Origin of the sequence: Streptomyces sp. NBC_00310, assembly GCF_036208085.1 — a bacterium.
Classification (GTDB): Bacteria; Actinomycetota; Actinomycetes; order Streptomycetales; family Streptomycetaceae; genus Streptomyces.
Window position 1 is genome coordinate 9651573 of record NZ_CP130714.1, and the last position, 25263, is coordinate 9676835.

The window sequence follows — 25263 nt, forward strand, 5'->3', positions numbered from 1 at the left end:
TCGCTGTGGCGATCGTCACGGAGGTCTTCGGGGGCTGTTGCGTACGCTGATCCCGGTCGTCGGTGAAGGGCGGTCCGGGGGAGTGAAGACGATCCCCGGCGCCCCCTCACCCACGTCTGATGCACCGTCGGAAAAGTCGGCATCCGGTCAGCACGAGTCCTGGGGAACCTGAGCGAAGCTGCCCGAACACGCGACTCGCCGACGGTGTGGAAACCGCCCTTGACCCGCAACAACGCGGGCAGGGAGCCTACTTTCCGGGAGTGCACCGATGCTGCGTACCATGTTCAAGTCCAAGATCCACCGTGCCACGGTCACCCAGGCCGACCTGCACTATGTCGGATCCGTGACCATCGACGCCGACCTGCTCGACGCCGCCGACCTGCTGCCGGGCGAGCTCGTGCACATCGTGGACATCACCAACGGCGCCCGGCTGGAGACGTACGTCATCGAGGGCGAGCGCGGCTCGGGGGTCGTCGGGATCAACGGTGCCGCGGCCCATCTCGTGCACCCCGGAGACCTGGTGATCATCATCAGTTACGCTCAGGTCTCCGACGCCGAGGCCCGCACCCTGGAGCCCAGGGTCGTGCACGTGGACCGCGACAACCGGATCGTGGCCCTGGGCTCGGACGCGTCCGAGCCGGTCCCGGGTTCGGACCAGCGGCGCAGCCCGCAGGCCGCCACCCTCTGAGGCCACGCGCGGCCGCCCGGCGTCCCGATCCGCACGCGAGGAGTGCCATGAGCGACGTACAGATCCGCGACGACCGGGCGGCCGGCCGGCTGGAGGCCCTCACCGGCGACGAACTGGCCGGTCACATCCAGTACTTCGTCCTCGAATCCCCGCGGGGCGCGCTCGTACCGGTCCACACGATCGTCGAGCCCGCGCACGAGGGCAAGGGTGTCGCGGGCTCGCTGGCCCGGGAGTTGTACGGCATCGCGGCCCGCGAGGGCATCGTCGTCGCGCCCCTGTGCCCGTACGTCGTCAGGTGGGCCGAACGCCACCCCGAGGAGGCGCCGGCCGCCGATCCGGAGCTGCTGCGGGCCGCGAAGGACTGGCTTCTCGCCCATCCCGAGGGGTTCTGAGGAACCCGTCGCCGAGATGGTCGGTGCAGGCTCGGCCGACCGGGTGACTGCCCGCGCGGGCGACGGGTACCCGTGGCACAAGTCCATGGCCGACGTACCCACTGGCTGGAGGACGCGATGACGCATCCCGACCCGGACCCCGTGAAGCCGGGCCCCACCCCGGGGCCGGGCCCCGACCGCCCGGAACCCTTCCCGCCGACCCCGTTCCCCGACCCCGTCCCCACCCCCGAGCCCCGTCCCACCCCGACCCCGGACCCGGTCCCGAACCCCCCGGGCCCGGACCCGGTGCCGGGGGAGCCGAGGCCGGGACCCTTGTCGTAGCAAGTGGTCAGGTGGCAGAAGAAAGGCCCGGCATGGACGTTTCCATGCCGGGCCACATCTCCAACCTCAGGGGCGCGGGGAACTGCGCGACCAGCCACGAACGACCCGCAGCCGCCAATCGATCCGCACCCCCACCCCTTTAGGCTTCGACCTCACCGCGGCCCTGCCCCCACAGCGTGTGGAACGACCCCTCCCGGTCCACCCGCCGGTACGTGTGCGCCCCGAAGAAGTCCCGCTGCCCCTGCGTGAGCGCCGCAGGCAGCCGCTCGGCACGCAGCGCGTCGTAGTACGCCAGCGCCGCCGCGAACCCGGGCGTCGGGACACCCTGGCGCGTCGCGGCCACCAGCACCTCACGCCAGTCGTCCTGCGCCGCCGCGATCTCCTGGGCGAACGTCTCGTCGGAGAGCAGGCTCGGCAGGTCGGGCCGGGCGTCGTACGCGGCGCGGATGCGGTCGAGGAAGGCCGCCCGGATGATGCAGCCGCCGCGCCAGATCGAGGCGACCTTGCCCAGGTCGATGTTCCAGTCGTACTCGTCGCGGGCCGCGTCGATCTCGTGGAAGCCCTGGGTGTACGACACGATCTTGGAGGCGTACAGCGCCTGCTCGACCCGGTCGGCGAAGGCACCCGCCTCGGCCGCGCTGAGCGGGGTGGCCTTCGGGCCGGCCAGCGAGCGGGAGGCCTCGCGCAGCGACGCGTGGCCGGACAGGGAGCGCGCGAAGACGGCCTCGGCGATGCCGGACACCGGAACGCCCAGGTCCAGCGCGATCTGGACGGTCCAGCGGCCGGTGCCCTTCTGCTCCGCCTGGTCGACGACCACGTCCACGAACGGCTTGCCCGTGGCCTCGTCCACGTGCGCCAGCACCTCGGCCGTGATCTCGATCAGATACGAGTCGAGCCGGCCGGTGTTCCAGGTGCGGAAGATCTCGGCGATCTGCGCGGGGGTGTAACCGGCCACGTCGCGCAGCAGCTGGTAGGCCTCGCCGATCAGCTGCATGTCGGCGTACTCGATGCCGTTGTGGACCATCTTCACGAAGTGCCCGGCTCCGTCCGGCCCCACGTGCGTGACGCACGGCGCGCCGTCGGAGGCCTTCGCGGAGATCTTCTCCAGCATCGGGCCGAGGGAGTCGTAGGACTCGACCGGACCGCCCGGCATGATGCTCGGCCCGTTGAGCGCGCCCTCCTCGCCGCCGGAGATGCCCGCGCCGACGAAGTGGATGCCCTGCTCGCGCAGCGCGGCCTCGCGGCGGCGGGTGTCGGCGAAGTGCGCGTTGCCACCGTCGATGATCATGTCGCCGGGCTCCAGGAGCGGCGCGAACTCCTCGATCACCGCGTCCGTCGGTCCGCCCGCCTTCACCATGACGACCAGGCGCCGGGGCCGCTCCAGTGCCTGTACGAAGTCCTTGGCGGTCTCGGCCGCGATGAAGTCGCCCTCGTGCCCGTGCTCCTTGATCAGCGCGTGGGTCTTCGCCGCGGAGCGGTTGTGGACGGCGACCGTGTAGCCGTTGCGGGCGAAGTTGCGGGCGAGGTTGCTCCCCATGACCGCGAGGCCGGTGACGCCGATCTGGGCTGAAGTGCTCATACGGTTGGCTCCTATGGATCCTGATATCGGTGGTGCCGTTCCTGCCCGCCAGTATTGTCCTTCCGGCCATCCTGACGTGCACCGGCCCCGTCCGCACTGCGCGGCCTGCCGGGCTTGAGTACGCAGGAAGGGCCCTACCTGCCTCAATGGGGCGCGCAACCCGAGGCCTTGCGCGCCGTCCCTGGTCACTCGCGCGCCGGACGGGGGCACTTACGCGCCGGAGCAGGTCGCATACCCGCCACGCGCGGGACGGGAGCGGCTGATTTTTCGTCTTGTCATGGCCGGTTCGCGGCACTTACTTTTGCGGCTCATGGCATAGGGCGAGGGGGGCTTTTCCATGGCCGTACGCGGTCGGCACCGCCGGTACCAGCCGAACAGGATCAACCGCGCCTCACTCACCGTCACGGCGGGCGGCGCGGGAATGGCGCTCCCGCTGATCGGCACCGGGGTCGCGGAGGCGGCCGATGCCGAGACCTGGGACAAGGTCGCGGCCTGCGAGTCCACCAGCGACTGGAACATCAACACCGGGAACGGCTACTACGGCGGCCTGCAGTTCAGCCAGTCCACCTGGGAGGCCTTCGGCGGTACGGCCTACGCCGCCCGCGCGGACCTGGCCACCAAGGAACAGCAGATCGCGATCGCCGAGAAGGTCCTCGACGGACAGGGCCCCGACGCCTGGCCCGTGTGCTCGGCCCGCGCGGGCCTCACGATCGAGGACGTGAAGCCGCAGACCACGCCCCAGTCGCAGGCCGGCAAGGTCGAGATGTACACGGTGGTCCGGGGCGACACCCTCTCCGAGATCGCCGACTCCCGCGAGGTCAGGGGCGGTTGGCGCAAGCTCTACGAGGCCAACCGCAGGACCATCGGCTCCGATCCGGACGTGATAGTCCCCGGACAGAGGCTCAGCCTGAACACGGCGGGCCAGAAGAAGGACCCGAAGAAGGAACAGAAGAAAGAGCAACGGAAAGAGCAGCAGAAAGAACAGCAGAAAGAACAGAAGAAGGTCCAGAAGGAGCAGAAGGAGCAGACGTCCGAGCGGCGGCAGGAGTCGGCGTCCTTCGTCGCCCCCGTCAGCGCCTCCCTCGGCACGCCCTACCGCGCCTCGGGCTCCTCCTGGTCGAAGGGCTACCACACGGGCGTCGACTTCCCCGTGGCGACCGGCAGCACCGTGAAGTCCGTGGCCGCCGGGGAGGTCGTCAGCTCGGGCTGGGGCGGTTCCTTCGGCTACCAGGTGGTGATCCGCCACGGCGACGGCCGCTACACGCAGTACGCCCATCTGTCGGCGATCTCCGTGAAGACCGGCCAGAACGTGGGCGCGGGCCAGCGCATAGGCCGCTCGGGCTCCACGGGCAACAGCTCGGGCCCGCATCTGCACTTCGAGGTGCGGACGGGGCCCGGCTTCGGCAGCGACATCGATCCGATCGCCTATCTGCGGGCGGGAGGGGTTCGGATCTGACGCGGTGCGGGAGGCCCGCTCGGGGCCTCCCGCTCAGGATTTCACGCGGTCGCGATGCCGGTCGCGATGACGGTCGAGGAGCGCCCTCGGCACATACAGCTCGTCGTGGAACGGCCGCAGCAGCAGTCCGGGCGGAGCGTCGTCCCCGTCCGTGGCGCCGCTTCCCAGGAACGGGGCCGGGACGACCACGCGCTCGTCCAGGTCGATCGCGTCGCCGACGGTGTCCGGCACCTCGGCGGACTGCCGCGGCAGCCCCGCGAGCAGCTTTTCCAGGGCGAGCGACTCCCGGTCGGCGGCCGTGACCGTGACGTCCTCGTCGGTCCGCTCCGCCTGGACCTCGTCGCCGAGGCGCTCGGTGGTCAGCAGGATCAGACCGCCCGCCGCGACGACTCCGCAGCCCAGTGCGAGGAGGGTGCCGGTCGTGCCGTAGCGGAACGTCTCGCCGAACATCGTGATGCCGACGGCGGCCGCCACCACCGGGTTCACCACGGTCAGCGTGGCGAGCGGGGCCGCGAGGCCGCCGCTCCGGTAGGCGGCCTGGGACAGCAGCAGACCGGCCGCGGCGAAGACACCGATGACGGCGAGGGTCGGCACGTCGGAGAGGGCGACGCCGTCCGTCCAGTCCACGGCGACCGTCTTCGTGAAGACCGAGGCCATGCCGAACGCGACACCGGAGGCGACCGCCAGCAGGATGCTGCGCACCGCCGGGTGCCGGTGCGCCGCGCGCGCCGTCACCATCAGCGCGGCCACCGCACCGGCGCTGACCACGGCCACCAGCACCCGCTGGGCGTTGTCCAGCGACTGCACGTCGGCCGAGCCGACCAGGGAGAGCAGGCCCGCCAGACCCACCGTCGCCATGATCGCGCCCCGCCAGGCCGTGGCGCCGGCCCTGCGGCCCACGAAGAGCGCCGCCATGGGCAGGGCGAAGACGATGGTCAGCGCGCCCAGCGGCTGCACCAGGCTCAGCGGGCCGTAGGCCAGGGCCACCACGTGCAGCAGCCCGCCGAGGCCGTTCAGCCCGACGGCGGCCCACCAGCCCGGCCGGCGCAGCGGCGCGTAGACCCGGCCGGGCGAGGACACCGCGACTCGCTCCTGGACGATCGCCCCGCCCGCATACGCGACGGCGGAGACGAACGACAGGAGTACGGACAACGCGAGGGCGCTCATATTCGGCTCCTCAGCGCAGCGCGGGGGCTCCTGGCCCGGCGCGGTGAACGCTCGGCTTTCATAATGACCACGATGCCTCGGATGCGCATGCGCCGTCGTCGTCCCTGAGCACTCAATGGGTCCTACTGCCGATGGAGTACGACGGGCCCGCCGTCATACCCAGGGTGGGCGACACGGAGTGCAGGCCTCCAGGTGAGTGCGCCCATCGGCCCTGGTACTACTCGTCCTCGTGGACCACGACCCGGGCCTCTCCGCCCTCTCGGCACTCGGCGGCTTCTTCGTCCTACGCACGGGCGAACCGCCGCACGGGCCGCCGCCCACGCTGGCGGAAGCCTATGCGGCACGCGATGCCGATGTGGAACCGGAGGTTTACGCGAATCCCGTAATTTTCCGCGTCCGGAAAGTCGCGAGGAGTGTGCGGGCTCCCGAGCCGCGGGTGGCCGCCTCCCTCGCCCACCTCGGCTTCGCCGCCCGCCTGTGGTCGGTGGCTCTCGGGGCGGCCGCCCTGTACGGCCGCGTCCCCGACCTCGACCCCCGCCTCCTGCGCTGGGACGCGGACGCGAGCGCCCCGGACGACCTGTGGCTGACCGAGGTGCGGAGCCTGCCCGCAGAGCGGATCGGCGAGGTCGTACGGGACGGCCATCTCGTACCGCTGGCGGCGGCTCTGCGCGCTCAACTGCCCCTGTCCGAGCGCCTGTTGTGGGGCAACGCGGCATCCGCGCTGATGGGCGCCGTGCGCCAGATCGACCGCTGGGCCGCCGCCAACGGCCGCACGCGGGAGGCGAGTCGGGCCCGCGCGCTGGCCGCCGACCTGTTCGCGCAGCCCGACCTGGCCGGCACGCTGGACCCGGCGACCCACCGCCGCCGCAGCTGCTGTCTCTACTACCGACTGCCCGGCGGCGGGCTGTGCGGCGACTGCTGCTTCGACCGGCCGCCCGGCGCGCCACCCTCCCACGGTCCGCGCGCCTGACACCGCGCCTGACACCGGGCGTGCCCCCGCGGGAAAATCGTGGTCTTCCCCATCGGACCCTTCTGGGTGACCATGTGGGAACCAGCCGCTGAGACAGGGGGTTCCGGGTGCGAGTCGGCCTGCTGACCCGGGAGTATCCGCCCGACGTCTACGGTGGCGCGGGCGTCCATGTCGAGTTCCTCGCCCACGAGTTGAGAGCCCTCGTCGACCTGGACGTGCACTGCTGGGGCGAGGGCGCGGGCGGCGGCGTCGTACGCCACCGGCCCTGGTCCACGCTCGACGCCGCCAACGACGCGCTGCGCACCTTCTCCGTGGACCTCTCCATCGCGGCCGGTCTCGAAGGCCGCGAACTGGTCCACTCGCACACCTGGTACGCCAACCTCGCCGGCCACTTCGGCAAGCTGCTGCACGGCATCCCGCATGTGATGACCGCCCACTCGCTGGAGCCGCTGCGCCCCTGGAAGGCCGAGCAGCTGGGCGGCGGCTACGCCCTGTCCAGCTGGGCCGAGCGCACCGCGATCGAGTCCGCCGACGCGGTGATCGCCGTCTCCGGTGCCATGCGCGACGACATCCTCGGCTGCTATCCCGCGCTGGACCCGGCGAAGCTCCACGTCGTGCACAACGGCATCGACACCTCCCTCTACCAGCCGGACCACGGCACGGCCGTCCTCGACCGCCTCGGCGTCGACTCCGCCCGGCCGTACGTCCTCTTCGTCGGCCGTATCACCCGGCAGAAGGGCGTGCCCCACCTGCTGCGCGCCGTGCGGGACATCGATCCGGCGGTGCAGGTCGTGCTCTGCGCGGGGGCGCCCGACACTCCGGAGATAGACCAGGAGTTCCGCGATCTGTTCGCGGAGCTGAGCCGTGCGCGCGAGGGCCTGTTCTGGATCCCGCAGATGCTCCCGCGCCCGGACGTGATCCAGCTCCTCACGCACGCCGCCGTGTTCGTCTGTCCGTCGGTGTACGAGCCGTTGGGTATCGTCAACCTGGAGGCCATGGCCTGCGGCACGGCCGTGGTGGCCTCGCGGGTCGGCGGTATCCCGGAGGTGGTGGAGGACGGCGTCACGGGCCTCCTCGTGTCGACGGAGGACGACTTCGAGGCTCAGCTGACCCGCGCCCTCGACGCGGTGCTCGCCGACCCCGGTGCGGCCGCCCGGATGGGCCAGGCCGGGCGGGAGCGCGCGGTGCGCGAGTTCGGCTGGGACGCGGTCGCCCGGCGGACGGCCCAGCTTTACGAGGAAGTCCTCAAACAGGGGTAGTCGAGACGCAGGGTTCGGCACAACCAGGTGTAGAGCACAAGCAGGTGTAGAGGGGCGGCGGCATGCGGCGCGGTGGACCTTCGGTGCTGGGAATCGTACTGGCGGGCGGTGAGGGCAAGAGGCTGATGCCCCTGACCGCCGACCGCGCGAAACCAGCGGTGACTTTCGGCGGAACATACCGCCTGGTGGACTTCGTCCTCTCCAACCTCGTCAACGCGGACATCCTGCGCATCTGCGTGCTCACGCAGTACAAGTCGCACTCGCTGGACCGGCACATCACCACGACCTGGCGGATGTCGAGCCTGCTGGGCAACTACGTCACGCCGGTCCCGGCCCAGCAGCGGCTCGGCCCGCGCTGGTATCTGGGCAGTGCGGACGCGCTCCTGCAGTCCCTGAACCTGGTGCACGACGAACAGCCGGAGTACGTCGCCGTGTTCGGCGCCGATCACGTCTACCGCATGGACCCCCGCCAGATGCTGACGCAGCACATCGAGGGCGGCGCGGGCGTGACGGTGGCCGGCATCCGCGTACCGCGCACGGAGTCGTCGTCCTTCGGTGTGATCACCCCCGGCTCCGACGGCCGGACCGTGGAGCGCTTCCTGGAGAAGCCGGCCGACCCGCCGGGCCTGGCCGACGACCCCGAAACCGTGTTCGCCTCGATGGGCAACTACCTCTTCACCACCAAGGCCCTGGTGGAGGCGCTCCAGCGGGACGCCGAGGACGAGGACTCCGTCCACGACATGGGCGGCTCGATCCTGCCCCAGCTCACCGAACGGGGCGAGGCCCAGCTCTACGACTTCAGCGCCAACCACGTGCCCGGCGAGACCACCCGCGACCAGGGCTACTGGCGGGACGTCGGCACGCTCGACGCCTACTACGACGCCCATATGGACCTCATCGCCGAGCGCCCCGCCTTCAACCTCTTCAACCGCAGCTGGCCCATCTACACCAGCTCCGGCCAGCTCTCCCCGGCCCGGTTCAACGCGGGCGGCATCGCCAGCGAGTCGATCATCAGTGCGGGCTGTCTGATCCGCGGCCAGGTGACGAGGTCCGTGCTGTCCCCGGGAGTCGTCGTCGACCCGGGCGCCGTCGTCCAGGGCTCGGTCCTGCACGACAACGTCCACATCGGGCGGGGCGCGGTCGTACGGGGCGCCGTGCTCGACAAGAACGTCCAGGTGCCCCCGGGTGCGACCATCGGAGTCAATCCCGAGCGGGACGCCGAGCTCTACACCGTCTCCCGGGGCGGAGTGATCGCCCTGGGCAAGGGGCAGCAGGTGCCGTAGGCCTTCAGGGTGACCACGGTGAACACGGATGTCGCATGAGTCCCGCTTTCGTCATGTGGCGGGACTTAATCTGCTGTTAACTATGCGTAGCTTGATCGTACTTGACCGTAATCGGCCAACAGCGATTGACTGCTGACTCACCCGTCGTCGACGCGAGGCAAGCCATTGAATTCTGACCCGCTCGCCCCACTCGACCTTGCGTTCTGGAACATCGAGACCGCCGAACATCCCATGCACCTGGCCGCCCTCGGCGTCTTCACGGCGAACTCGCCCACCGCGGGAGCGCACGCCGCCGAGCTGCTCGCCACGCGGGCCGCCGCGGTGCCCGGGCTGCGGATGCGGATCCGGGACGTCTGGCTCCCGGACGTACGGCTGCCGCTGGCCTTCGGCGGTGCGACCCGTGAGCCCGTCGCCGACTTCGAGCCCTTCGACCACGTACGGCTGCACGCGCCGACCGCGGACTTCCACGAGGTGGCGGGGCGGCTGATGGAACGCCCGCTGGAGCGCGGCCGACCGCCGTGGGAGGCGCATGTGCTCCCCGGGGAGGACGGCACGACCTTCGCCGTGCTGTTCAAGTTCCACCACGCCCTCGCCGACGGGCTGCGGGCGCTGACGCTCGCCGCCGCCGTCATGGACCCCATGGACCTGCCCGCGCCCCGGCCGCGCCCCGCGGAGCCGCCGCGCGGCCTCCTCGACGAGGTGCGCAAACTGCCCGACCTGGTCCGGGGCACCTTCTCCGACCTCGGCCGCGCCCTCGACATCGGCGCCTCCGTCGCCCGCACCACGCTCGACGCGACCCTCGGCGCCCGCTCCTCGACCGCGCTCACCTCCGAGGCCAGCGGCACCCGTCGTACCGCCGGGGTGCTCGTGGACCTCGACGACGTGCACCGGATCCGCAAGACCGTCGGCGGCACCGTCAACGACGTCCTCATCGCCGTCGTGGCGGGCGCGCTGCGCCGGTGGCTGGACGAGCGCGGGGACGGCAGCGAGGGGGTCGCGCCCCGGGCGCTGATCCCCGTCTCCAGGCGCCGCCCGCGCACCGCGTACCCCCAGGGCAACCGGCTCTCCGGGTATCTGATGAAACTGCCGGTGGACGACCCGGACCCGCTCGGCCGACTGCGTACGGTGCGCATGGCGATGGACCGCAACAAGGACGCCGGGCCCAACCGGGGCGCCGGCGCGGTCGCCCTCCTCGCCGATCACGTACTGCCCCTCGGCCATCGGCTCGGCGGTCCGCTTGTCAGCCAGGCCGCCCGCCTCTGGTTCGACATCCTCGTCACCAGCGTCCCGCTCCCCAGCCTCGGCCTCCGCCTCGGTGGCTGCCCCCTCGAGGAGATCTATCCGCTGGCCCCGCTCGCCCACGGCCAGTCCCTCGCCGTGGCCGTCTCGACGTACCGGGGGAGCGTCCACTACGGCCTCGTCGCCGACGCGGAGGCCGTGCCGGATCTGGAACTGCTCTCCCGGGCGGTCACCCGGGAGGTCCAGGACCTGCTGGCGGCGTGTGAGCTCTGACACCAGCGGTGACGCCCGACTTTCCTCGTTTTTTGGTGACCGGGGCCGTCGCTCCGTAGAATTCCGCGTTCGGTGGCGGACGCGGTCGGCGTGCCGCGGGTGATCAGGGAAACGGCAGCGCGATGACGGTGACAGAGGACGGCCCGGCGACCACGGACGAGGTCGCGTACGGCCCCGGCATCGACCCGGAGCGGCTCGCCGTGTGTCTCGGCGTGCTGGAAGAGCTGGACAAGCTGGAGGTCGACCACCCCGACGCGATCGCGGTGCGCCGGGCGACCGCCGGTGTCTACCGCACGGTGAAGCAGCGCCGCCGCCAGGAGCGCCGGGCCGCCAAGACCGCGCACGACAAGGCGGTCACGGAGTCCACGGCCACCGGCTCCGCCCAGCGGATCGACGACGAGACCGAGGGCATCCTGCCGTCGTCCGTGACCGAGGAGGGGAAGATCGCGGGGATACTCCAGCGCCCGCGCTCCTGCTACACCTGCAAGGCCCGGTACGTGGAAGTCGACTACTTCTACCACCAGCTCTGTGCCGACTGCGCCCGCCTGAACCGCGGCAAGCGCGACGCCCGCGCCGACCTCACCGGCAAGCGCGCCCTGCTCACCGGCGGCCGCGCCAAGATCGGCATGTACATCGCCCTGCGGCTGCTGCGCGACGGCGCGCACACCACCATCACCACGCGCTTCCCCAAGGACGCCATCCGCCGTTTCAAGGCCATGGACGACTCGGCGGACTGGTTGCACCGCCTGGAGGTCGTCGGCATCGACCTGCGCGACCCGGCCCAGGCCGTCGCCCTCGCCGACCAGGTCGCGGAGGCGGGCCCCCTCGACATCCTGATCAACAACGCCACCCAGACCGTTCGCCGTCTGCCCTCCGCCTACGCCGCCCTGGTCGAGGGGGAGAGCGCCCCGCTGCCCGCCGGCGAGCTCCCCCCGCACCGCGTCATCGGCGCCTTCAACTCCGGCGCGGTCGACGGTCTGACCGCACTGCCCGCGGGCATCAGCGGCCTCGACGCGCAGCAGGTCGCCGACCTCGCCCTGGTCGCGGGCAACGCCAGCGTCGCCCGACACCTCGACGGCACCGCCATCGACGCGGGCGGCCTCGTCCCCGACGTGGTCGACAGCAACACGTGGGTGCAGACCATCGAGCAGATCTCCCCGGTGGAGCTCCTCGAGACCCAGCTGTGCAACTACACGGCGCCCTTCATCCTGATCAGCAAGCTCCGCCCGGCCATGGCCGAGGCCGCGCGGAAGGCGGCCAGCGGCCGCGCGTACGTCGTGAACGTCTCGGCGATGGAAGGTGTCTTCGGCCGCGGGTACAAGGGCGCGGGCCACCCGAACACGAACGCCGCCAAGGCCGCGATGAACATGGTCACGCGGACCAGCGCCCAGGAGATGTTCCAGACCGACGGCATCCTCATGACCTCGGTCGACACCGGCTGGATCACCGACGAGCGCCCCCACTTCGACAAGCTGCGCCTGGCCGACGAGGGATTCCACGCCCCGCTCGACCTCGTCGACGGCGCGGCCCGCGTCTACGACCCCGTGGTGCTCGGCGAGCAGGGCGAGGACCTGTATGGCGTCTTCCTGAAGGACTACGCGCCCGGCAAGTGGTGATCCGCCCTGGCCCGGTCCGACACCAACTCCAGTACCGTCCGCCAGTCCTCCAGGACCCCGGCGTCCACGCCGGGGGTCCGGCCCGCCTCGTCCGCGTGCCGCAGGGCCAGCACGTCCTCGACGAGCGTGGCGTCCGCCCAGCCGCCCGCGTGCAGGCGCACGAGATCGTCCGCGCCGAGGGCGTGCAGCCGTACGAGACGGGCGACCCGCTCGCCGAGCAGCGGGCGTACCGTGTCGGCGGCCAGGTCGGCATGGCTGGTGTCGTCACCCGGACGGAGTAGATGCCCGAGGGTGTGCACCAGGCCGGCCACCTGGAGCTCCTTGTCGGCCGGCCGCCCTCGGCGCAACAGCGCGGCGGTCCGCAGCGCGTGTTCGTACGGATCGACCGGAGTGCCCCCGTGGTGGTCCGCCGCCCCGCCGCCGCCCCGGCGGGCGTGCAGCAGGTCCATCAGCTCCTCGACGCCGCGCAGTTCCATCCGCCGGTCCTCCCGAGTCCGCCCGCGAGAAATGCCGTTGCGACACATGAGCAGATCATGGTCGGCTTGCGATTCGGCCAACGGGACCTGAACTACATGCCGAGGGCAGCGATCCGATGGGTCGTCGGCTCGGTGCGTGGTGCGAGTGCTGAGCCGAACGGGTGATGACAGATCGGGTAAATGGGTCAAATTGCCCTAGGGTGAGGCCTGCTGGGCGCTGAACGACTCAAGACAGTTACCTCTTGTTTTCAGCCCCATCGAGCGGCTGCCCGCTCATTTGGTTACTCTGTACCGGACGGACAGCCTTATATGGGTCCCACCCACACCCACGGTCCGTCCCGGGACAAGCCGGTCACCACGGCCTGCTCTCACATCCAGGTAAACCGGCGCCACCGCGTCCGAACTGACATCGACTCAGACCCGAGCGGACGTCAGGCGCACAGCGGCAGGCTGGGCCGATGTCCCGAGGGTGACCCGACACATAAGGAGTGCGCGGTGACACCAGAGAAGACGAATCGCGATCAACGCCCCGAGGAACACACCGAGGGCGGTGGCCGGTCGAAGAAGGAACTCGGCAGCCTGGACGTGTGGGCCAGGTCCGCCCCGATCCGACTGGCGGGCTACGAGGACGACCTCGCCGAGCCCCACATCCTGCCCAGCGTGGACTGACGGCAGGATCTTCGCGATCGCCCTCTGCATGGGCGTGCCGGACTCGCGCCCATGCAGACCGGAGAAGCCGCGGCCCACGACCGGCCCGGCTCCGGCCGCTCTGGCGCCCCACCGCGGTGGCCCTGCCGCCCGCATCGAGACCCGTACCGCCGTACGGCTGCTGGGCCTCCCTCGGCCTCACCGTCCGCGCACGCCCCGGACCCGTTCGAGCTCCCGAAGGACGGCCGGGTGGGGCAGCACCTCATGGACGAGGCGCTCCGGAAGGGCGCGTCGGCGGTGCGTCGCCGACCGGAGGAGGCCGTCGGTCGTCCCGGGTCAGCCGATCGGCGCCGTCCGGCGCCACGGGTTCAGCTCCTCCAACCGGCCCGCCACCTCCAGGAGTTCGAGCTCCGAACCCGGACGGCCCACCAGTTGCACCGCGCAGGGCACGCCCGACGCGAGCGTGCCGAACGGCACCGACATCGCCGGCCAGCCCGTGAGATTCCACGGCGGGGTCAGCGGCGAGTAGGTGGTGTTCACCAGCAGAATGCGCAGCCACCCCCGCTCGTGCCAGTTCGTGGCGGCGGGCCCGCGCCGGGCGAGCGCCGGGGTGAGGAGCACATCGTGCTCGGCGAAGAACGGCTCCAGGCGTCGGCGCAGTTGCTCCCGGCGGTCGCCCGCGCGGACCCCCTTCACGAAACGTCGCCCCACGGCCGCGTGCACCCGCGTGCGCCGGGTGAGCAGCTCCGGATCGAGGCCCTCCGCGTCCACCGCCGTCCCCGCCGTCCAGTGCGCCAGCGAGGTCGTGCCCAGCCAGACGGGATACGGCGGATCGGCCGGCCGGACCCGAAGGCCGGACCCGGCCAGCGACTCGGCCGCCCGGCGCGCGGCATCGGCGTACGGGCGGGTGACGGTCACGCCGAGAAGGGGGCTGCGTACGGACAGGGCGATGTCCGGTGAGCGCGGGGTGGTCCCGGAGGGTTGTCCGGCGTCCGTTCCCGCCAGTATCCGGAACATCAGCCGGGCGTCCTCGACGGTCGTGGCGAGCGGGCCGTTCTCGGACATGCCGAACCAGTCGCCGTGCCCGATGTCCGCCGGGACGACCCCGAAGCCCGGCTTGAGGCCGAGCAGACCGCAGTTGGCGGCCGGTATGCGCAGCGAGCCCATGCCGTCGTTGCCGAGGGCCAGCGGCACCAGCCCGGCGGCGACCGCGGCGGCGCTGCCGCCCGAGGACCCGCCGGTCGTGCGCGAGGTGTCCCACGGGTTGCGGGCCGTGCCGTGCACGCCGTCCGTGGTGCCGAAGACACACAGCTCGGGCACGTTCGTGAGCCCCACGACCACCGCGCCGGCCGCCCGCAGCCGGGCCACCGTCACATGGTCGTCCCCGGCCGGCGTGTCCGGGGTCGCGGCGGACCCGTTCCGGGTGGACTCGCCCCGCACGGCGAGGTTGTCCTTGATCGCCACGGGCACGCCCGCCAGGGGCAGTTCCGCCAGATCGGTCCGGCCGGCCACCTCGTCGGCCTCCGCCAGGGCGGCCTCCGCCCGGACCTTGCGGAACGCTCCGACCCGCCCGTCCAGCGCCTCGATCCGAGCGAGATGCCCGGCCACGACCTCACGCGGCGTGACCCGCTTCTCCCGCACGGCGGCGGCTATCTCGGCGGCGGTCCGGCCGACCCAGCTGGTCACGGGCGCTCCCTGGCGATGTCGTGCGCGTCGGTGTCGTACGCGACGGAGGGGCGTACTCGTGAGTAACGATCGAGTACGGGAGCACTGTGCCCTGTGTGACGGCCCCGCGTCGAGAGGCCGCCGTGAGGAGACGCGTCCGCGGCCGCCCGGCTACGACGTCCTCGCGGGCGACGTGGCCAGCCGCGTCGGCGGCATGAACTCCCGTACGTACGTCCGCTCCCAACACGCCCCGGTCTCCCGCAGCTCGCGCCAGGTCGTATAGCGGTAGCGGAAGAGGCGGGCGCGGACGTACCGGGGCGGGGCGTCGGCGGGGAAGGGGGAGCGCCGGAGCAGCCGGAGGGTGTCGCGGTCGTTCTCCAGGAGGCGCTCCATCATGGCCCCGAACCAGGAACCGGCGTACGCGGGGGAGAGCGCGGCGAACCACATCAGCCAGTCGAGCCGCAGATGGTAGGGGGCGAACTGGCGCGGCCAGCGCCTCGGATCGCCCGGCTTGCCCTTGAACTCGTACTCCCGCCACCGCGAGTCCTCGCGCGGCACGTCGTCCGCCGTCCCCTCCACCACCACCTCGTACCGCACCCGGCTGACGCTGCCGAACGCCCCGTAGGTGTTGACCAGGTGCAGCGGGTCGAAGGAGCGGTTCATGACCTGGCGGCGGGAGATCATGTTGCGGACCGGGTGGTAGCTGAGCCAGAGGACCAGCGCGGCGACGGCGAGCACGACGATCGAGTACCAGAGGGGTGCGTCGGGGGTGTCCGGTGCCGCCGTCCCGAAGTCGACCGCCGACAGGGCCAGCACGATCGTGATCCAGTTCAGCCAGGAGAAGTTGCCCGACAGGACCAGCCACAGCTGCGTCAGGATCATCAGCGAGGCGGCGGCCGTGGCGATCGGCTGCGGTGTGAACAGCAGGAACGGGACCACGAGCTGGGTGACGTGGTTGGCGGCCACCTCGACGCGGTGCAACGGCTTCGGGAGGTGGTGGAAGAACCAGCTGAGCGGGCCGGGCATCGGCTGGGTCTCGTGGTGATGGTCGAGGCAGGTCAGCCTCCGCCAGCATTCGTCGCCGCGCAGCTTGATCAGCCCGGCGCCGAACTCGACCCGGAACAGCACCCAGCGCAGCAGGAACAGCACGACGACCGGCGGTGCCACCTCGTCGTTGCCGAGGAAGACGGCCAGGAAGCCGACCTCCAGGAGCAGCGACTCCCAGCCGAACGCGTACCAGGTCTGACCGACGTTCACGATCGACAGGTACATCGCCCACGGCACGAGCCACATCACCAGGCCGGCCCACAGGGGCAGCAGCGAGTCCAGCCCCGCGACGAGCGCCACCGACACCGCGCAGCCCGCCCAGGCCCACACCGCGAAGAAACGGTCCGAGTAGTGGTGGTGGAACACGCTCGGCGACCGCCGGAACGGCACCCGCTCGACGAAGCGGGGCACCGGGAGCATGCCGCGCTCGCCGATCAGCGCCCGGAACTGCAGAGCGGCCCCCAGAAAGGCGACCAGATAGAGGGCGGCCAGGGACCGCTGGAAGAGCAGTCGGCCGAGCCAGTAGTCGGGTGCGGTGAACCAGTCCACGGTACCGACGATAGTGAGCGGATCGACGGCCGTCCCTCCACTCGATTAATCGGGCAATTGCTGGCAAAGTGGCCCCATGGTTGATCGGGGAGCGAGCGGCTCGGACGTCCCGGACGACTGGCTCGCCCACCCGGACCCGGTCCTGGCGCTCAACCTCATGGGCACCTTCGACTGGGACCTCGACGCCGGTGCGTTCCACATGGACGCCACCGCCCACGAGATCTTCGACGTGCGCCCGGACGAATACGACGGCACCCCGGAGAGCCTGTCGCTGCGGGTGCCCCCGATGGAGGGCCGCAGACTCGACACCCTCGTCTCGCAGGCCCTCAAGGACGGCAGCGAGAACTACGGCGCCTACTTCCGCATCCGTATGCGCGACGGCACCATGCGCTGGACCCACACCCAGGGCTACATCCGCCGCGACGAGACGGGCCGCCCGTACCGTGTCATCGGCATCGTCCGCGACGCCACCCGGGAACTCCGCGAGATCCGCTCCCGCACCCAGCGGACCGCGGGCGGCGAGGCCCGCCGCCGGCAGGCCAACGTCGTCCAGATCATCACCGCCGCCCTGGCCCACGCCCGGACCGTCCAGGACGTGATCGACGTCCTGGAGGACACCGACGGCCTCACCCACCTCGGTGCCACCAGCCTGGTCATGGGCCTGGTGGAGGCCGGGCGCATCCGGATGGTCGCCGCCGGCCCCCAGGACAGCTACGTGCCCGGCACCCGGATCACCCGCCTCGACGTGAAGTACCCGATGAACGAGGTCGTACGGCAGCTCGTCCCGCACTTCATCGAGTCGCCGGAGGAGTTCGCCGAGTCGTATCCGCTGCTGTGGCCGCACATCACCGACCTCAAGATCACCTCGGCCGCGTATCTGCCGCTGATCGTGCAGGCCCGCCCCATCGGCGCGATGGGGCTCCTGTACAACGACCGGCGGGGCTTCACCTCCGAGGAACGCGACGTCCTCATCGCGCTCGGCAGCAGCATCGCCCAGAGCCTGCAGCGGGCCATGTTCTACGAGCAGGAGAAGGACCTCGCCGAGGGCCTCCAGCAGGCGATGCTGCCCCGGTCCATCCCCAGCTTCCCCGGCGCCGACATCGCCGTCCGCTACCGGGCCGCCTCCTTCGGCGGCTCGCTCGGCCGGGACATCGGCGGCGACTGGTACGACCTCATCCCGCTGCCCGGCGGGCGCGTCGGCGCGGTCATCGGAGACGTCCAGGGCCACGACACGCACGCGGCGGCCGTCATGGGCCAGCTCCGTATCGTCCTCAAGGCCTACGCCACCGAGGGCCACACCCCGGCCACGGTGATGGCCCGCGCCTCCGCCTTCCTCCACGAACTCGACACCGACCGCTTCGCGACCTGCCTGTACGCGGAGGTCGACCTGTCCACCGGAGTGGTCCAGATGGTCCGGGCCGGGCACATCGACCCGCTGATCCGGCACACCGACGGCTCCTGCCACCGGGTGACCGTGGAGGGGGGCCTGCCGCTCGGGCTGTCGGCCGAGTTCGGCGGCCTGGAGTATCCGGTGACCGCCGTCGAGCTGGACTCCGGGCAGACACTGCTCCTGTGCACCGACGGCCTCATCGAGGAGCCGGGCGCCGACCTGGACGACGGCCTGCGGACCCTGCGGGCGCTGATCGCCACCGGGCCGGACGACGTCGACGATCTCGCCGACCGGCTCATCGACGTGGCGGAGGAGAGGGGCGGCGACGACGATGTGGCCCTCCTCCTGCTGCGGCGCCGCAGCAGCAGTGCCGAGCAGCCCGGCGGGCGGCTCCAGCAGCACGTCGGGGCGGGCGACCCGGAGGCACTCACCGAGGCGCGGCACATGATCGGCGCGGCGGTGCGCACGTGGGGCGCGCGGGACCGGGCCGACGAGATCGAGCTCGTCGCCGATGAACTGATCACCAACGCGCTCATGCACACGGAGGGGTCCGCGATCGTGACGCTGCGGGCGCTGGCCGGGTCCGACCGGCGGTTGCGGGTCGAGGTCGAGGACTCCTCCAGCGCGCTGCCGCGACGGCGGGAGGCGGGGGAGGCGGGGGTGTCGGGGCGGGGGTTGCTGCTGGTCGATCGGCTGACGGACGTGTGGGGGGTGGAGGCGCGGGGCGGGGGGAAGTGCGTGTGGTGCGAGTTCGTGCTGCCGGGCGCGCGCCCCTGAAGAGCAGGGGTCGCGCCCCCTGCTTTCGGCCCGTGGGGCCGTGTCGTCGAGGGGCGCGGGGAACTGCTCGACCAGCCCCCACGCACCCGCACTCACCCACCGGCCCGAAGTGCCCCGTGGCACTCTGGATGTATGCCTGAATTGCCCGAAGTGGAGGCGTTGCGGGACTTCCTGGTCGGGAGCCTCGTCGGTCACGAAGTCGTCCGCGTGCTGCCCGTGGCGATCAGTGTGCTGAAGACGTACGACCCCCCGGTCACCGCCTTGGAGGGGCGGCAGGTCACGGGCGTGCGGCGGTACGGCAAGTTTCTGGACATCGAGGCGGACGGCGGGGAACTGCACCTCGTGACGCATCTGGCCCGGGCCGGGTGGCTGCACTGGAAGGACCGGCTGCCGGACGGTCCGCCGAAGCCGGGCGGCAAGAGCCCGCTCGCGCTGCGGGTCGCCCTGGAGACCGGCGAGGGCTTCGACCTCACCGAGGCCGGGACGCAGAAGCGGCTGGCGGTGTACGTCGTACGGGACCCGGCGGAGGTGTCCGGCATCGCCCGGCTCGGCCCGGACCCTCTCGCCGACGAGTTCGACGTGACCCGCTTCGCCGGGCTGCTCGCGGGCGAGCGGCGGCAGATCAAGGGGGCGCTGCGGGACCAGAGCCTGATCGCGGGGATCGGGAACGCGTACAGCGACGAGATCCTGCACGCCGCGAAGATGTCGCCCTTCAAGCTGGCCTCGTCGCTGAAGCCGGAGGAGACCCGGCATCTCCACGAGGCGCTGCGCGCCACGCTCACCGAGGCCGTCGAGCGCTCCCGGGGGCTGGCGGCCGGGAGGCTGAAGGCGGAGAAGAAGAGCGGGCTCCGTGTCCACGGTCGCACCGGCGAGCCCTGCCCGGTGTGCGGCGACACCGTCCGGGAGGTCTCCTTCAGCGACTCCTCGCTGCAGTACTGCCCGACCTGCCAGACGGGTGGCAAACCGCTCGCCGACCGACGGCTGTCGCGGTTGCTCAAGTAGTGCGTCCGCGTGGCCCGGGAGCACCGGAAGCGGCCCGGAACCGAGCCCGACCATGATCCGCAACCATTGAAGGTACGGACCAATCGGGTGGCCGCCTCGGTGTGGAACGGGCGGCGTATCCGGCGGACCTGTTCAGCCCGATTCAGCGCCAGGCCGGGGCCTTGAGGGTCACCAGAAGCTCGCCCTCCTGGCTGCGCACCTCGAAGCGGCTGATGTCCTCGCGCTGCATGGCGGTGCCGCCCACCATCTCGGAGGCCTTGTCGGCGCCCTCGGGAGACTTCCAGTTGGCGACCGTCTCCTCGGAGCCGTCCTTGCCGATGGCGACGAGCCGGCAGGCGTGAGCGCCGTCCGCCTCCTTGACCTTCAGCACGATGTCGCTGCCCCAGTCGTGGTCCTCGGCCTTGACCTCGGCCCACACGCCCGTCTTGGCGTCGGTGGCGGCGACGGTGTCCGGAGCCTCGCCCGGACCTGCGAGAACGGCCACGGCGGGGCCGCCCACGGCGATGACCACGGAGGCGGCCAGCGCGAACAGCCAGCGCCTGCGCTTCGCCCGGTGCCGGGCGGCCACCTCGTCGAGCAGCCGTCCCAGCATGCGGGGACCGGGCGCCGCGAACGGGTGCACGGCACGCGGGGTCGCGTTGCGGTACAGCATCAGCTGCCGGGCTGCCGGACGGAACTCGGTGACCTGTACCGCGCACTGGGGGCAGCCGCGGACATGGTCCTCGAAGTGGAACGAATCCACCTCGTCCAGCACGCCCAGCGCGTACGCGCCGACGTCGTGATGACGATCCTGGGACCACATGGCAATTCCTCGGGCCGGTGTGCGGTGGGGGTTGCTTCCTGCCCCCACCGGTACGGACCAGACCGGCGAATCACTCAAGCCCCACGACCAATGCCAACCAAAAGATTCGGAGCCCTCCACCGCACGGATTGGTCCGGCACCGAAAAAGATGGTTCACCAAGGCCGTGACAGGTGGATGGCCGACACCTGAACACGGGGTGGCGGGGCTAGAAGAGGTGGATCGCCAAGTGTCCCAACGGCAGACCGAGCCGCCAGGCCGGCGTCCAGACCTTTGGGCCGTCGTCCTCACCGAGGACCGCGCCGCCGCCCGGCACCGCGTCCAGGTCGGGTGCGAGCAGCTCCGTCTCCTCCAGCCAGCGCCAGGCCGCGTCCGCCAGCTCCAGGTCCGGCGACGGGTCGCCCGTCTCCAGCGCCTCGGCGGCCAGGTGCGCCATGCGCTCGGACACCCAGTCCTGCCACGGCTGGTCGTACGCGGTCAGCGACAGCCAGGTCTCCAGCTGGGTCACGACCCGGATGCCGGAGAGCTCACCGCCCGCGTCCGAGAGGAAGATGGTCAGCGCCAGGGCGTCCCGCCCCGCACGGAACTCGAAGGACGTCGGCGGCATCAGGTCACCCGTCCGCAGCAGCTCCTCGGCGATGTACTCGGCGTAGAACCACGCCATCGGGACGGCCAGTTCGCCGCCGCCGGCGCCGTCCGTGCTCTCTTGACCTCTGTGCAGCATCCCTTCCTGCCTTCCTCCGGTGCGTGCGCGTCGCCCGACCCCGGGCCTGGAGACCAGGCCCCGGCCCCCATCCGGAACACGGATAGAAGACAGCTGATTGCTCAACTGGGGTCTTAGCAAGGCGCTTTACGGAGGTTTGACTCGGCCATGGGTTTCACCGCAGGTCGGCCGCGTATCCCGGAAGCACCCGGCGTAGGGCGCGCAGCGCGTAGTACGCGCGGGACTTCACCGTACCGGGCGGGATTCCGAGGGCTTGGGCTGCTTCCGCCACACTCGCCCCCTGGAAGTACACCTGCACCAGTACTTCGCGGTGCTCGGGAGTGAGTGTCTTCACAGCTTCCCGCACATCGAGGGTCGCCACCGACCGTTCGGCGTGATCGGCCATCACACGCGCGTTCTCCAGCACCGCGTCCCCCACCTCGGCGGGACGCGCCTGCCGGGCCCGCCGCGCGTCTATGGCGAGCCGCCGCCCGACGGTGAGCAGCCAGGGGCGTACGGAGTCGAAGTCGTCGGCGCGTAGCGCCTCGGGGTGTTGCCAGGCGCGCACGAAGGTCTCCTGCACCAGGTCCTCGGCGCGATGGCGGTCCCCGTCGGAGAGCCGCAGCAGCAGGGCGAAGAGGGGGCGGCCGTGTTCGCGCTGGAGCTCGGCCAGCTCGTGTTCGGCGGTCGTCCCGTGGGTGATCGTGGTTCCGGCCGTCATGGCCGTATGGGAACGCGGGGCGTGTCGCGTGGACAGAGGCCGGTCACGGATGTGCGGCGGGCGGTCGAACCTGTCGACGAACGGTGCGACGAACGGTCTGCCGGTGGCCGGGGGCTCTGCCCTCGGGCCCCCCGCTTCCCCCTCGTCGCCTCCGGCGATGTGTTCCCGCACGTGTCGATCACCGAGAAGCAGCACGGGTACGACGCGTGCTCCGCGGCCTCCGGCCCCACGCTGGACGACGGCGCGCCCGGTATCCGCCGCACGCCGGACGTGCCGCCGTGCGGCCGTCCTGGGCCCGCCCTCGGCCCCGTCCGGCGGCCGGGGGTCTAGGGCGTGTTTCGGAAGTCCCTTCTGCTCTGCGACGCCCGGCACGCTCCCCCACTATCGGCTCCGCTCGAGCGGGAGGGACCCCCACCGCCGCACCGGACGAAAGGCCAAGTACGCCCAGTACGAGGCCTTTCGTCCGGCGCGCCGAGAGCACGCACCGGACGCCGCAGAGCCGCCCTTCGGGCGACGAAGGGACTTCCGAAACACGCCCTACGGGACCACTGTCACCGGCCAGCGGCCCGCCTTCACCAGGCGCAGGGCCACCGAGCCGACGATGCGGTGGCCGGCCTGCTGGGAGGCGCCGACCACGACCGCATCGGCCTTGAGCTGGTCCGCCGCCGTCACGAGGCCGTTGTACGGGTCGCCGCGGAAGGTGTGGAACTCCCAGCGCACCTCGAAGATGCCCTTCACCTGCTCGGCGGCCTGCCGGATCTCCGCGACCAGTTGCGCGGCGATCTCGTCGGTCGTCCCGGCGACGGGCACCCCGAGCGCCGCGCCGGCCGCCAGCACGGGCTGCACGTACACGATGGCCAGCAGCGCGTGCTGGCGGCGGGCGAGGCCCGCGGCGTAGGCCACGGCGCGCAGGGAGGTGTCGGAGCCGTCCAGTCCGACGAGGACGACCTTGGGGCCGTCGGTACCTCGTTCGAACCGGTGTGCTTGCTGATCGGTCACGGTCGCGAGGCTATCCGAGCGCCTTGGCTCCGGCGTGCTCCGGGTTTACTCCGGGCGTGCGCCGGGAGAGCGTCGGGGGCGCGGAGAACTACTCCCATCGAGTGGTTCCCAGCCGCCGCACCGGTGTCGTGGTGGTGCGCCGTCCCCGCCTTGGTCGACTGATCAGTCATGACGAAGGATCAGATGTTCACGCGTCGCCACCTGTTGACCGGCGCCGCCGCCCTGCTGGGCGCGGCCGGTATGGCGGGCACCGCCGCTCTGCTCATCGGCGACGGGGCCTCCGGTCCGGCACCGGGCGCCCTCGCCCCGGCAGGCGGTCCGGGGGCGCGTCCGGCGCTCAAGCCTTCCACGTACCGGCTGCGGCCCATCGCCGGGTACGGCCAACCCGTCAGGCGTCGCACCCTTGTCCCGGCCGCCGTCCGGCGCGAGCCGTTCCTGCGGGTCGACGGGCGCGGCCGGAGCATGGTGCTGAGCTTCGACGACGGCCCCGACCCCCGCTACACCCCGGACATCCTGCGCATCCTCCGCCACCACGACGTCCGGGCGATCTTCTTCGTGTGCGGCGAGATGGCGGTCCAACACAGGGACCTGCTGCGGGAGATGGCCGACGACGGCCATGTGGTCGGCAACCACACCTGGTCCCATCCGCTGCTCACCACCCTGTCAAGGCCGAGGATCCATGCGGAGATGGCCCGCACCAGCGAGATCATCGAGAAGGAGTACGGCGAACCGCCGCTGTGGTTCCGCGCTCCGTACGGAGCCTGGAACCGGGCCGCGTTCCGGTTCGGCGCCGCACTCGGCATGGAGCCGCTGGGGTGGACCGTGGACACCCTGGACTGGCGGACGCCGGGCGCGCGCACCATCGCCGAGCGCGTGGAGGACGGCGCGGGCCCCGGTGTCGTCGTGCTCTCCCACGACGCGGGCGGCGACCGGTCACAGAGCGTGGAGGCCCTGCGCGACTATCTGCCCGAGCTGCTGGAGTCCGGCTATCGCATCACCGTGCCCCAGCGGCGATACGCCTAGTGAGCCGGTCTTGAGGTCTGGTCTCGCCACGTGAGTCGTGTTCCGTTTCAGATCACGGTTCAGCCGGTGACAGTCACTGTGGTCTGCGGTCTGCTGTTGCCATGGGGGACAACAGGCTGGAGCCGCTGGTGTTGTCCGAAGCCGAGCGGCTGACGTTGCAGGGGTGGGCCAAGCGCCGAACTACAGCGCAGGGCCTGGCGAAGCGGGCACGGATCGTGCTCGCGTGTGCCGACGGGCTGAGCAATACCGCGGTGGCCGCCCGGCTGGAGACCGACCGCAAGACGGTGGCCCGGTGGCGGGCCCGGTTCCTGCGTGACCGGCTGGACGGTCTGAGCGACGAGCCGCGCCCGGGGGTGCCACGCACCATCACCGATGCCCAGGTGGAACAAGTGGTGGTGCGCACCTTGGAAGAGGTCCCGGCCGGGGCGACGCACTGGTCGAAGCGTGAGCTGGCCAGGCGGGTGGGGATCTCGCCGTCAAGTGTGCTGCGGATCTGGCGGGCATTCGGGCTACAGCCGTGGCGCACGGAGAACTTCAAGATCTCCCCGGATCCGCTGTTGATCGACAAGATCCGGGACGTGGTGGGCCTGTATCTGGCGCCGCCGGCGAACGCGGTGGTGTTCGCGGTGGACGAGAAGCCGCAGATCCAGGCCCTGGAACGGACAGCGCCTGTGCTGCCGATGGTGCCCGGCACGCCGGAGCGGCGCAGCTTCGACTACGTCCGGCACGGCACCATCGACCTGTTCGCGGCGCTGAACATCGCCACGGGGAAGGTGATCGGGAAGCTGTCCGCACAGCACCGGGCGGTCGACTTCCGCGGCTTCCTCGACGAGATCGACCGCCAGACCGAGCACGGCCTGACGGTCCACGTGATCTGCGACAACCTCTCTGCCCACAAGGCGCCGGCGGTGCACGAGTGGCTGCTCGCGCACCCACGGTTCCATCTGCACTTCACACCCACGTACTCGTCGTGGATCAATCAGGTCGAGCGATGGTTCGCCGAACTGGAGCGGCGCTGCCTCGAACGAGGTGTGTTCTGCTCCCTCGACGAACTCAAGACCGCGCTCGAAGACTGGATCAAGACCTGGAACGAAGACGCCAGGCCGTTCAAGTGGACCAAGACCGCCGACCAGATCATCGACCGGATCTGCCGCTACTGCGACAGGATCTCCGGACCAGCTCACTAGCCCCCATGGACGCCCATCCGGAGCGGCACTCCC

Annotated in this window: 23 protein-coding genes; 14 read left to right on the forward strand and 9 right to left on the reverse strand. The window is 71.3% G+C overall.

Annotated elements, in window-relative coordinates; all coding sequences use genetic code 11:
• Window positions 1-268 precede the first annotated feature (268 nt).
• Both panD and OG202_RS42100 read left to right on the forward strand, forming a co-directional pair.
• The gene (gene panD / locus OG202_RS42095) at window positions 269-688 is read left to right on the forward strand and encodes an aspartate 1-decarboxylase (protein WP_328224465.1); all 420 of its coding nucleotides are present in this window, start codon (window positions 269-271) and stop codon (window positions 686-688) included.
• 47 nt (window positions 689-735) lie between these two features.
• Complete coding sequence (locus OG202_RS42100; RefSeq protein WP_326574445.1) at window positions 736-1080, forward strand: GNAT family N-acetyltransferase; 345 nt, start codon at window positions 736-738, stop codon at window positions 1078-1080.
• 460 nt (window positions 1081-1540) lie between these two features.
• Here the strand turns inward: OG202_RS42100 and gndA are convergent, their stop codons facing one another.
• Entirely contained in the window at window positions 1541-2980 is a 1440-nt protein-coding gene (gndA, locus tag OG202_RS42105) for an NADP-dependent phosphogluconate dehydrogenase (protein WP_326574444.1), read from the reverse strand.
• A 337-nt stretch (window positions 2981-3317) separates the two neighbouring features.
• On the opposite strand from gndA, the gene OG202_RS42110 reads away from it, so the two are divergent.
• Complete coding sequence (locus OG202_RS42110) at window positions 3318-4436, forward strand: transglycosylase family protein (RefSeq protein ID WP_327726706.1); 1119 nt, start codon at window positions 3318-3320, stop codon at window positions 4434-4436.
• Between the two features lie 33 nt (window positions 4437-4469).
• Here OG202_RS42110 and OG202_RS42115 read toward each other — a convergent pair whose 3' ends face one another.
• A complete protein-coding gene (locus OG202_RS42115) occupies window positions 4470-5603 on the reverse strand; it encodes a DMT family transporter (protein WP_327726705.1) in 1134 nt (377 codons plus the stop codon).
• Window positions 5604-5832: 229 nt separating this feature from the next.
• Between OG202_RS42115 and OG202_RS42120 the strand changes: the two genes are divergently transcribed.
• The 5 genes from OG202_RS42120 (at window position 5833) to OG202_RS42140 (ending at window position 12243) form a co-directional block, all read left to right on the forward strand.
• Window positions 5833-6573 carry a (2Fe-2S)-binding protein gene (locus tag OG202_RS42120; protein WP_327726704.1) on the forward strand — a complete coding sequence of 247 codons (741 nt, stop codon included), beginning with the start codon at window positions 5833-5835 and terminating at the stop codon, window positions 6571-6573.
• A gap of 107 nt (window positions 6574-6680) precedes the next feature.
• Window positions 6681-7832 carry a glycogen synthase gene (gene glgA, locus OG202_RS42125; RefSeq protein ID WP_328224466.1) on the forward strand — a complete coding sequence of 384 codons (1152 nt, stop codon included), beginning with the start codon at window positions 6681-6683 and terminating at the stop codon, window positions 7830-7832.
• Between the two features lie 62 nt (window positions 7833-7894).
• Window positions 7895-9115 carry a glucose-1-phosphate adenylyltransferase gene (glgC, locus tag OG202_RS42130; protein ID WP_327726702.1) on the forward strand — a complete coding sequence of 407 codons (1221 nt, stop codon included), beginning with the start codon at window positions 7895-7897 and terminating at the stop codon, window positions 9113-9115.
• A gap of 165 nt (window positions 9116-9280) precedes the next feature.
• Window positions 9281-10627 carry a wax ester/triacylglycerol synthase family O-acyltransferase gene (locus OG202_RS42135; protein ID WP_327726701.1) on the forward strand — a complete coding sequence of 449 codons (1347 nt, stop codon included), beginning with the start codon at window positions 9281-9283 and terminating at the stop codon, window positions 10625-10627.
• A 122-nt stretch (window positions 10628-10749) separates the two neighbouring features.
• Window positions 10750-12243, forward strand: coding sequence for an SDR family NAD(P)-dependent oxidoreductase (locus OG202_RS42140; protein ID WP_327726700.1), 1494 nt, complete (start codon window positions 10750-10752; stop codon window positions 12241-12243).
• On the opposite strand, the gene OG202_RS42145 is transcribed toward OG202_RS42140, so the two are convergent.
• A complete protein-coding gene (locus OG202_RS42145; RefSeq protein ID WP_327726699.1) occupies window positions 12222-12719 on the reverse strand; it encodes a hypothetical protein in 498 nt (165 codons plus the stop codon). The genes OG202_RS42140 and OG202_RS42145 overlap by 22 nt on opposite strands.
• Before the next feature lie 495 nt (window positions 12720-13214).
• Here OG202_RS42145 and OG202_RS42150 point away from each other — a divergent pair, with 495 nt between their 5' ends.
• Window positions 13215-13388 carry a hypothetical protein gene (locus OG202_RS42150; protein ID WP_326574435.1) on the forward strand — a complete coding sequence of 58 codons (174 nt, stop codon included), beginning with the start codon at window positions 13215-13217 and terminating at the stop codon, window positions 13386-13388.
• Between the two features lie 315 nt (window positions 13389-13703).
• Here the strand turns inward: OG202_RS42150 and OG202_RS42155 are convergent, their stop codons facing one another.
• Window positions 13704-15053, reverse strand: coding sequence for an amidase (locus OG202_RS42155; protein WP_327726698.1), 1350 nt, complete (start codon window positions 15051-15053; stop codon window positions 13704-13706).
• A gap of 150 nt (window positions 15054-15203) precedes the next feature.
• Window positions 15204-16628: a lipase maturation factor family protein gene (locus OG202_RS42160; RefSeq protein ID WP_326574434.1), complete on the reverse strand. Its 1425-nt coding sequence runs from the start codon at window positions 16626-16628 to the stop codon at window positions 15204-15206.
• Between the two features lie 76 nt (window positions 16629-16704).
• Here OG202_RS42160 and OG202_RS42165 point away from each other — a divergent pair, with 76 nt between their 5' ends.
• Both OG202_RS42165 and OG202_RS42170 read left to right on the forward strand, forming a co-directional pair.
• Complete coding sequence (locus tag OG202_RS42165; protein ID WP_327726697.1) at window positions 16705-18795, forward strand: SpoIIE family protein phosphatase; 2091 nt, start codon at window positions 16705-16707, stop codon at window positions 18793-18795.
• Window positions 18796-18927: 132 nt separating this feature from the next.
• Window positions 18928-19797, forward strand: a complete 870-nt coding sequence (locus tag OG202_RS42170; protein WP_327726696.1) for an Fpg/Nei family DNA glycosylase — start codon at window positions 18928-18930, stop codon at window positions 19795-19797.
• A gap of 142 nt (window positions 19798-19939) precedes the next feature.
• Here the strand turns inward: OG202_RS42170 and OG202_RS42175 are convergent, their stop codons facing one another.
• The 3 genes from OG202_RS42175 to OG202_RS42185 all read right to left on the reverse strand — a co-directional run bounded on the left by OG202_RS42175 (window position 19940) and on the right by OG202_RS42185 (window position 22021).
• On the reverse strand, window positions 19940-20599 hold the full coding sequence (locus OG202_RS42175) for a hypothetical protein (RefSeq protein ID WP_326574431.1): 660 nt from the start codon (window positions 20597-20599) through the stop codon (window positions 19940-19942).
• 206 nt (window positions 20600-20805) lie between these two features.
• Window positions 20806-21321 carry a hypothetical protein gene (locus tag OG202_RS42180; protein ID WP_327726695.1) on the reverse strand — a complete coding sequence of 172 codons (516 nt, stop codon included), beginning with the start codon at window positions 21319-21321 and terminating at the stop codon, window positions 20806-20808.
• Window positions 21322-21475: 154 nt separating this feature from the next.
• The gene (locus OG202_RS42185) at window positions 21476-22021 is read right to left on the reverse strand and encodes a sigma-70 family RNA polymerase sigma factor (protein ID WP_326574429.1); all 546 of its coding nucleotides are present in this window, start codon (window positions 22019-22021) and stop codon (window positions 21476-21478) included.
• Between the two features lie 171 nt (window positions 22022-22192).
• Here OG202_RS42185 and OG202_RS42190 point away from each other — a divergent pair, with 171 nt between their 5' ends.
• On the forward strand, window positions 22193-22351 hold the full coding sequence (locus OG202_RS42190; protein ID WP_326574428.1) for a hypothetical protein: 159 nt from the start codon (window positions 22193-22195) through the stop codon (window positions 22349-22351).
• A gap of 207 nt (window positions 22352-22558) precedes the next feature.
• Here the strand turns inward: OG202_RS42190 and OG202_RS42195 are convergent, their stop codons facing one another.
• Window positions 22559-23020: a universal stress protein gene (locus OG202_RS42195; protein ID WP_326574427.1), complete on the reverse strand. Its 462-nt coding sequence runs from the start codon at window positions 23018-23020 to the stop codon at window positions 22559-22561.
• 168 nt (window positions 23021-23188) lie between these two features.
• Here OG202_RS42195 and OG202_RS42200 point away from each other — a divergent pair, with 168 nt between their 5' ends.
• Together OG202_RS42200 and OG202_RS42205 are read left to right on the forward strand one after the other, a co-directional pair.
• Window positions 23189-24043, forward strand: coding sequence for a polysaccharide deacetylase family protein (locus OG202_RS42200; protein ID WP_328224467.1), 855 nt, complete (start codon window positions 23189-23191; stop codon window positions 24041-24043).
• 101 nt (window positions 24044-24144) lie between these two features.
• Window positions 24145-25230 (forward strand): IS630 family transposase, encoded by a 1086-nt coding sequence (locus OG202_RS42205; RefSeq protein ID WP_327727393.1) that lies wholly within the window; start codon window positions 24145-24147, stop codon window positions 25228-25230.
• Window positions 25231-25263: the final 33 nt, after the last annotated feature.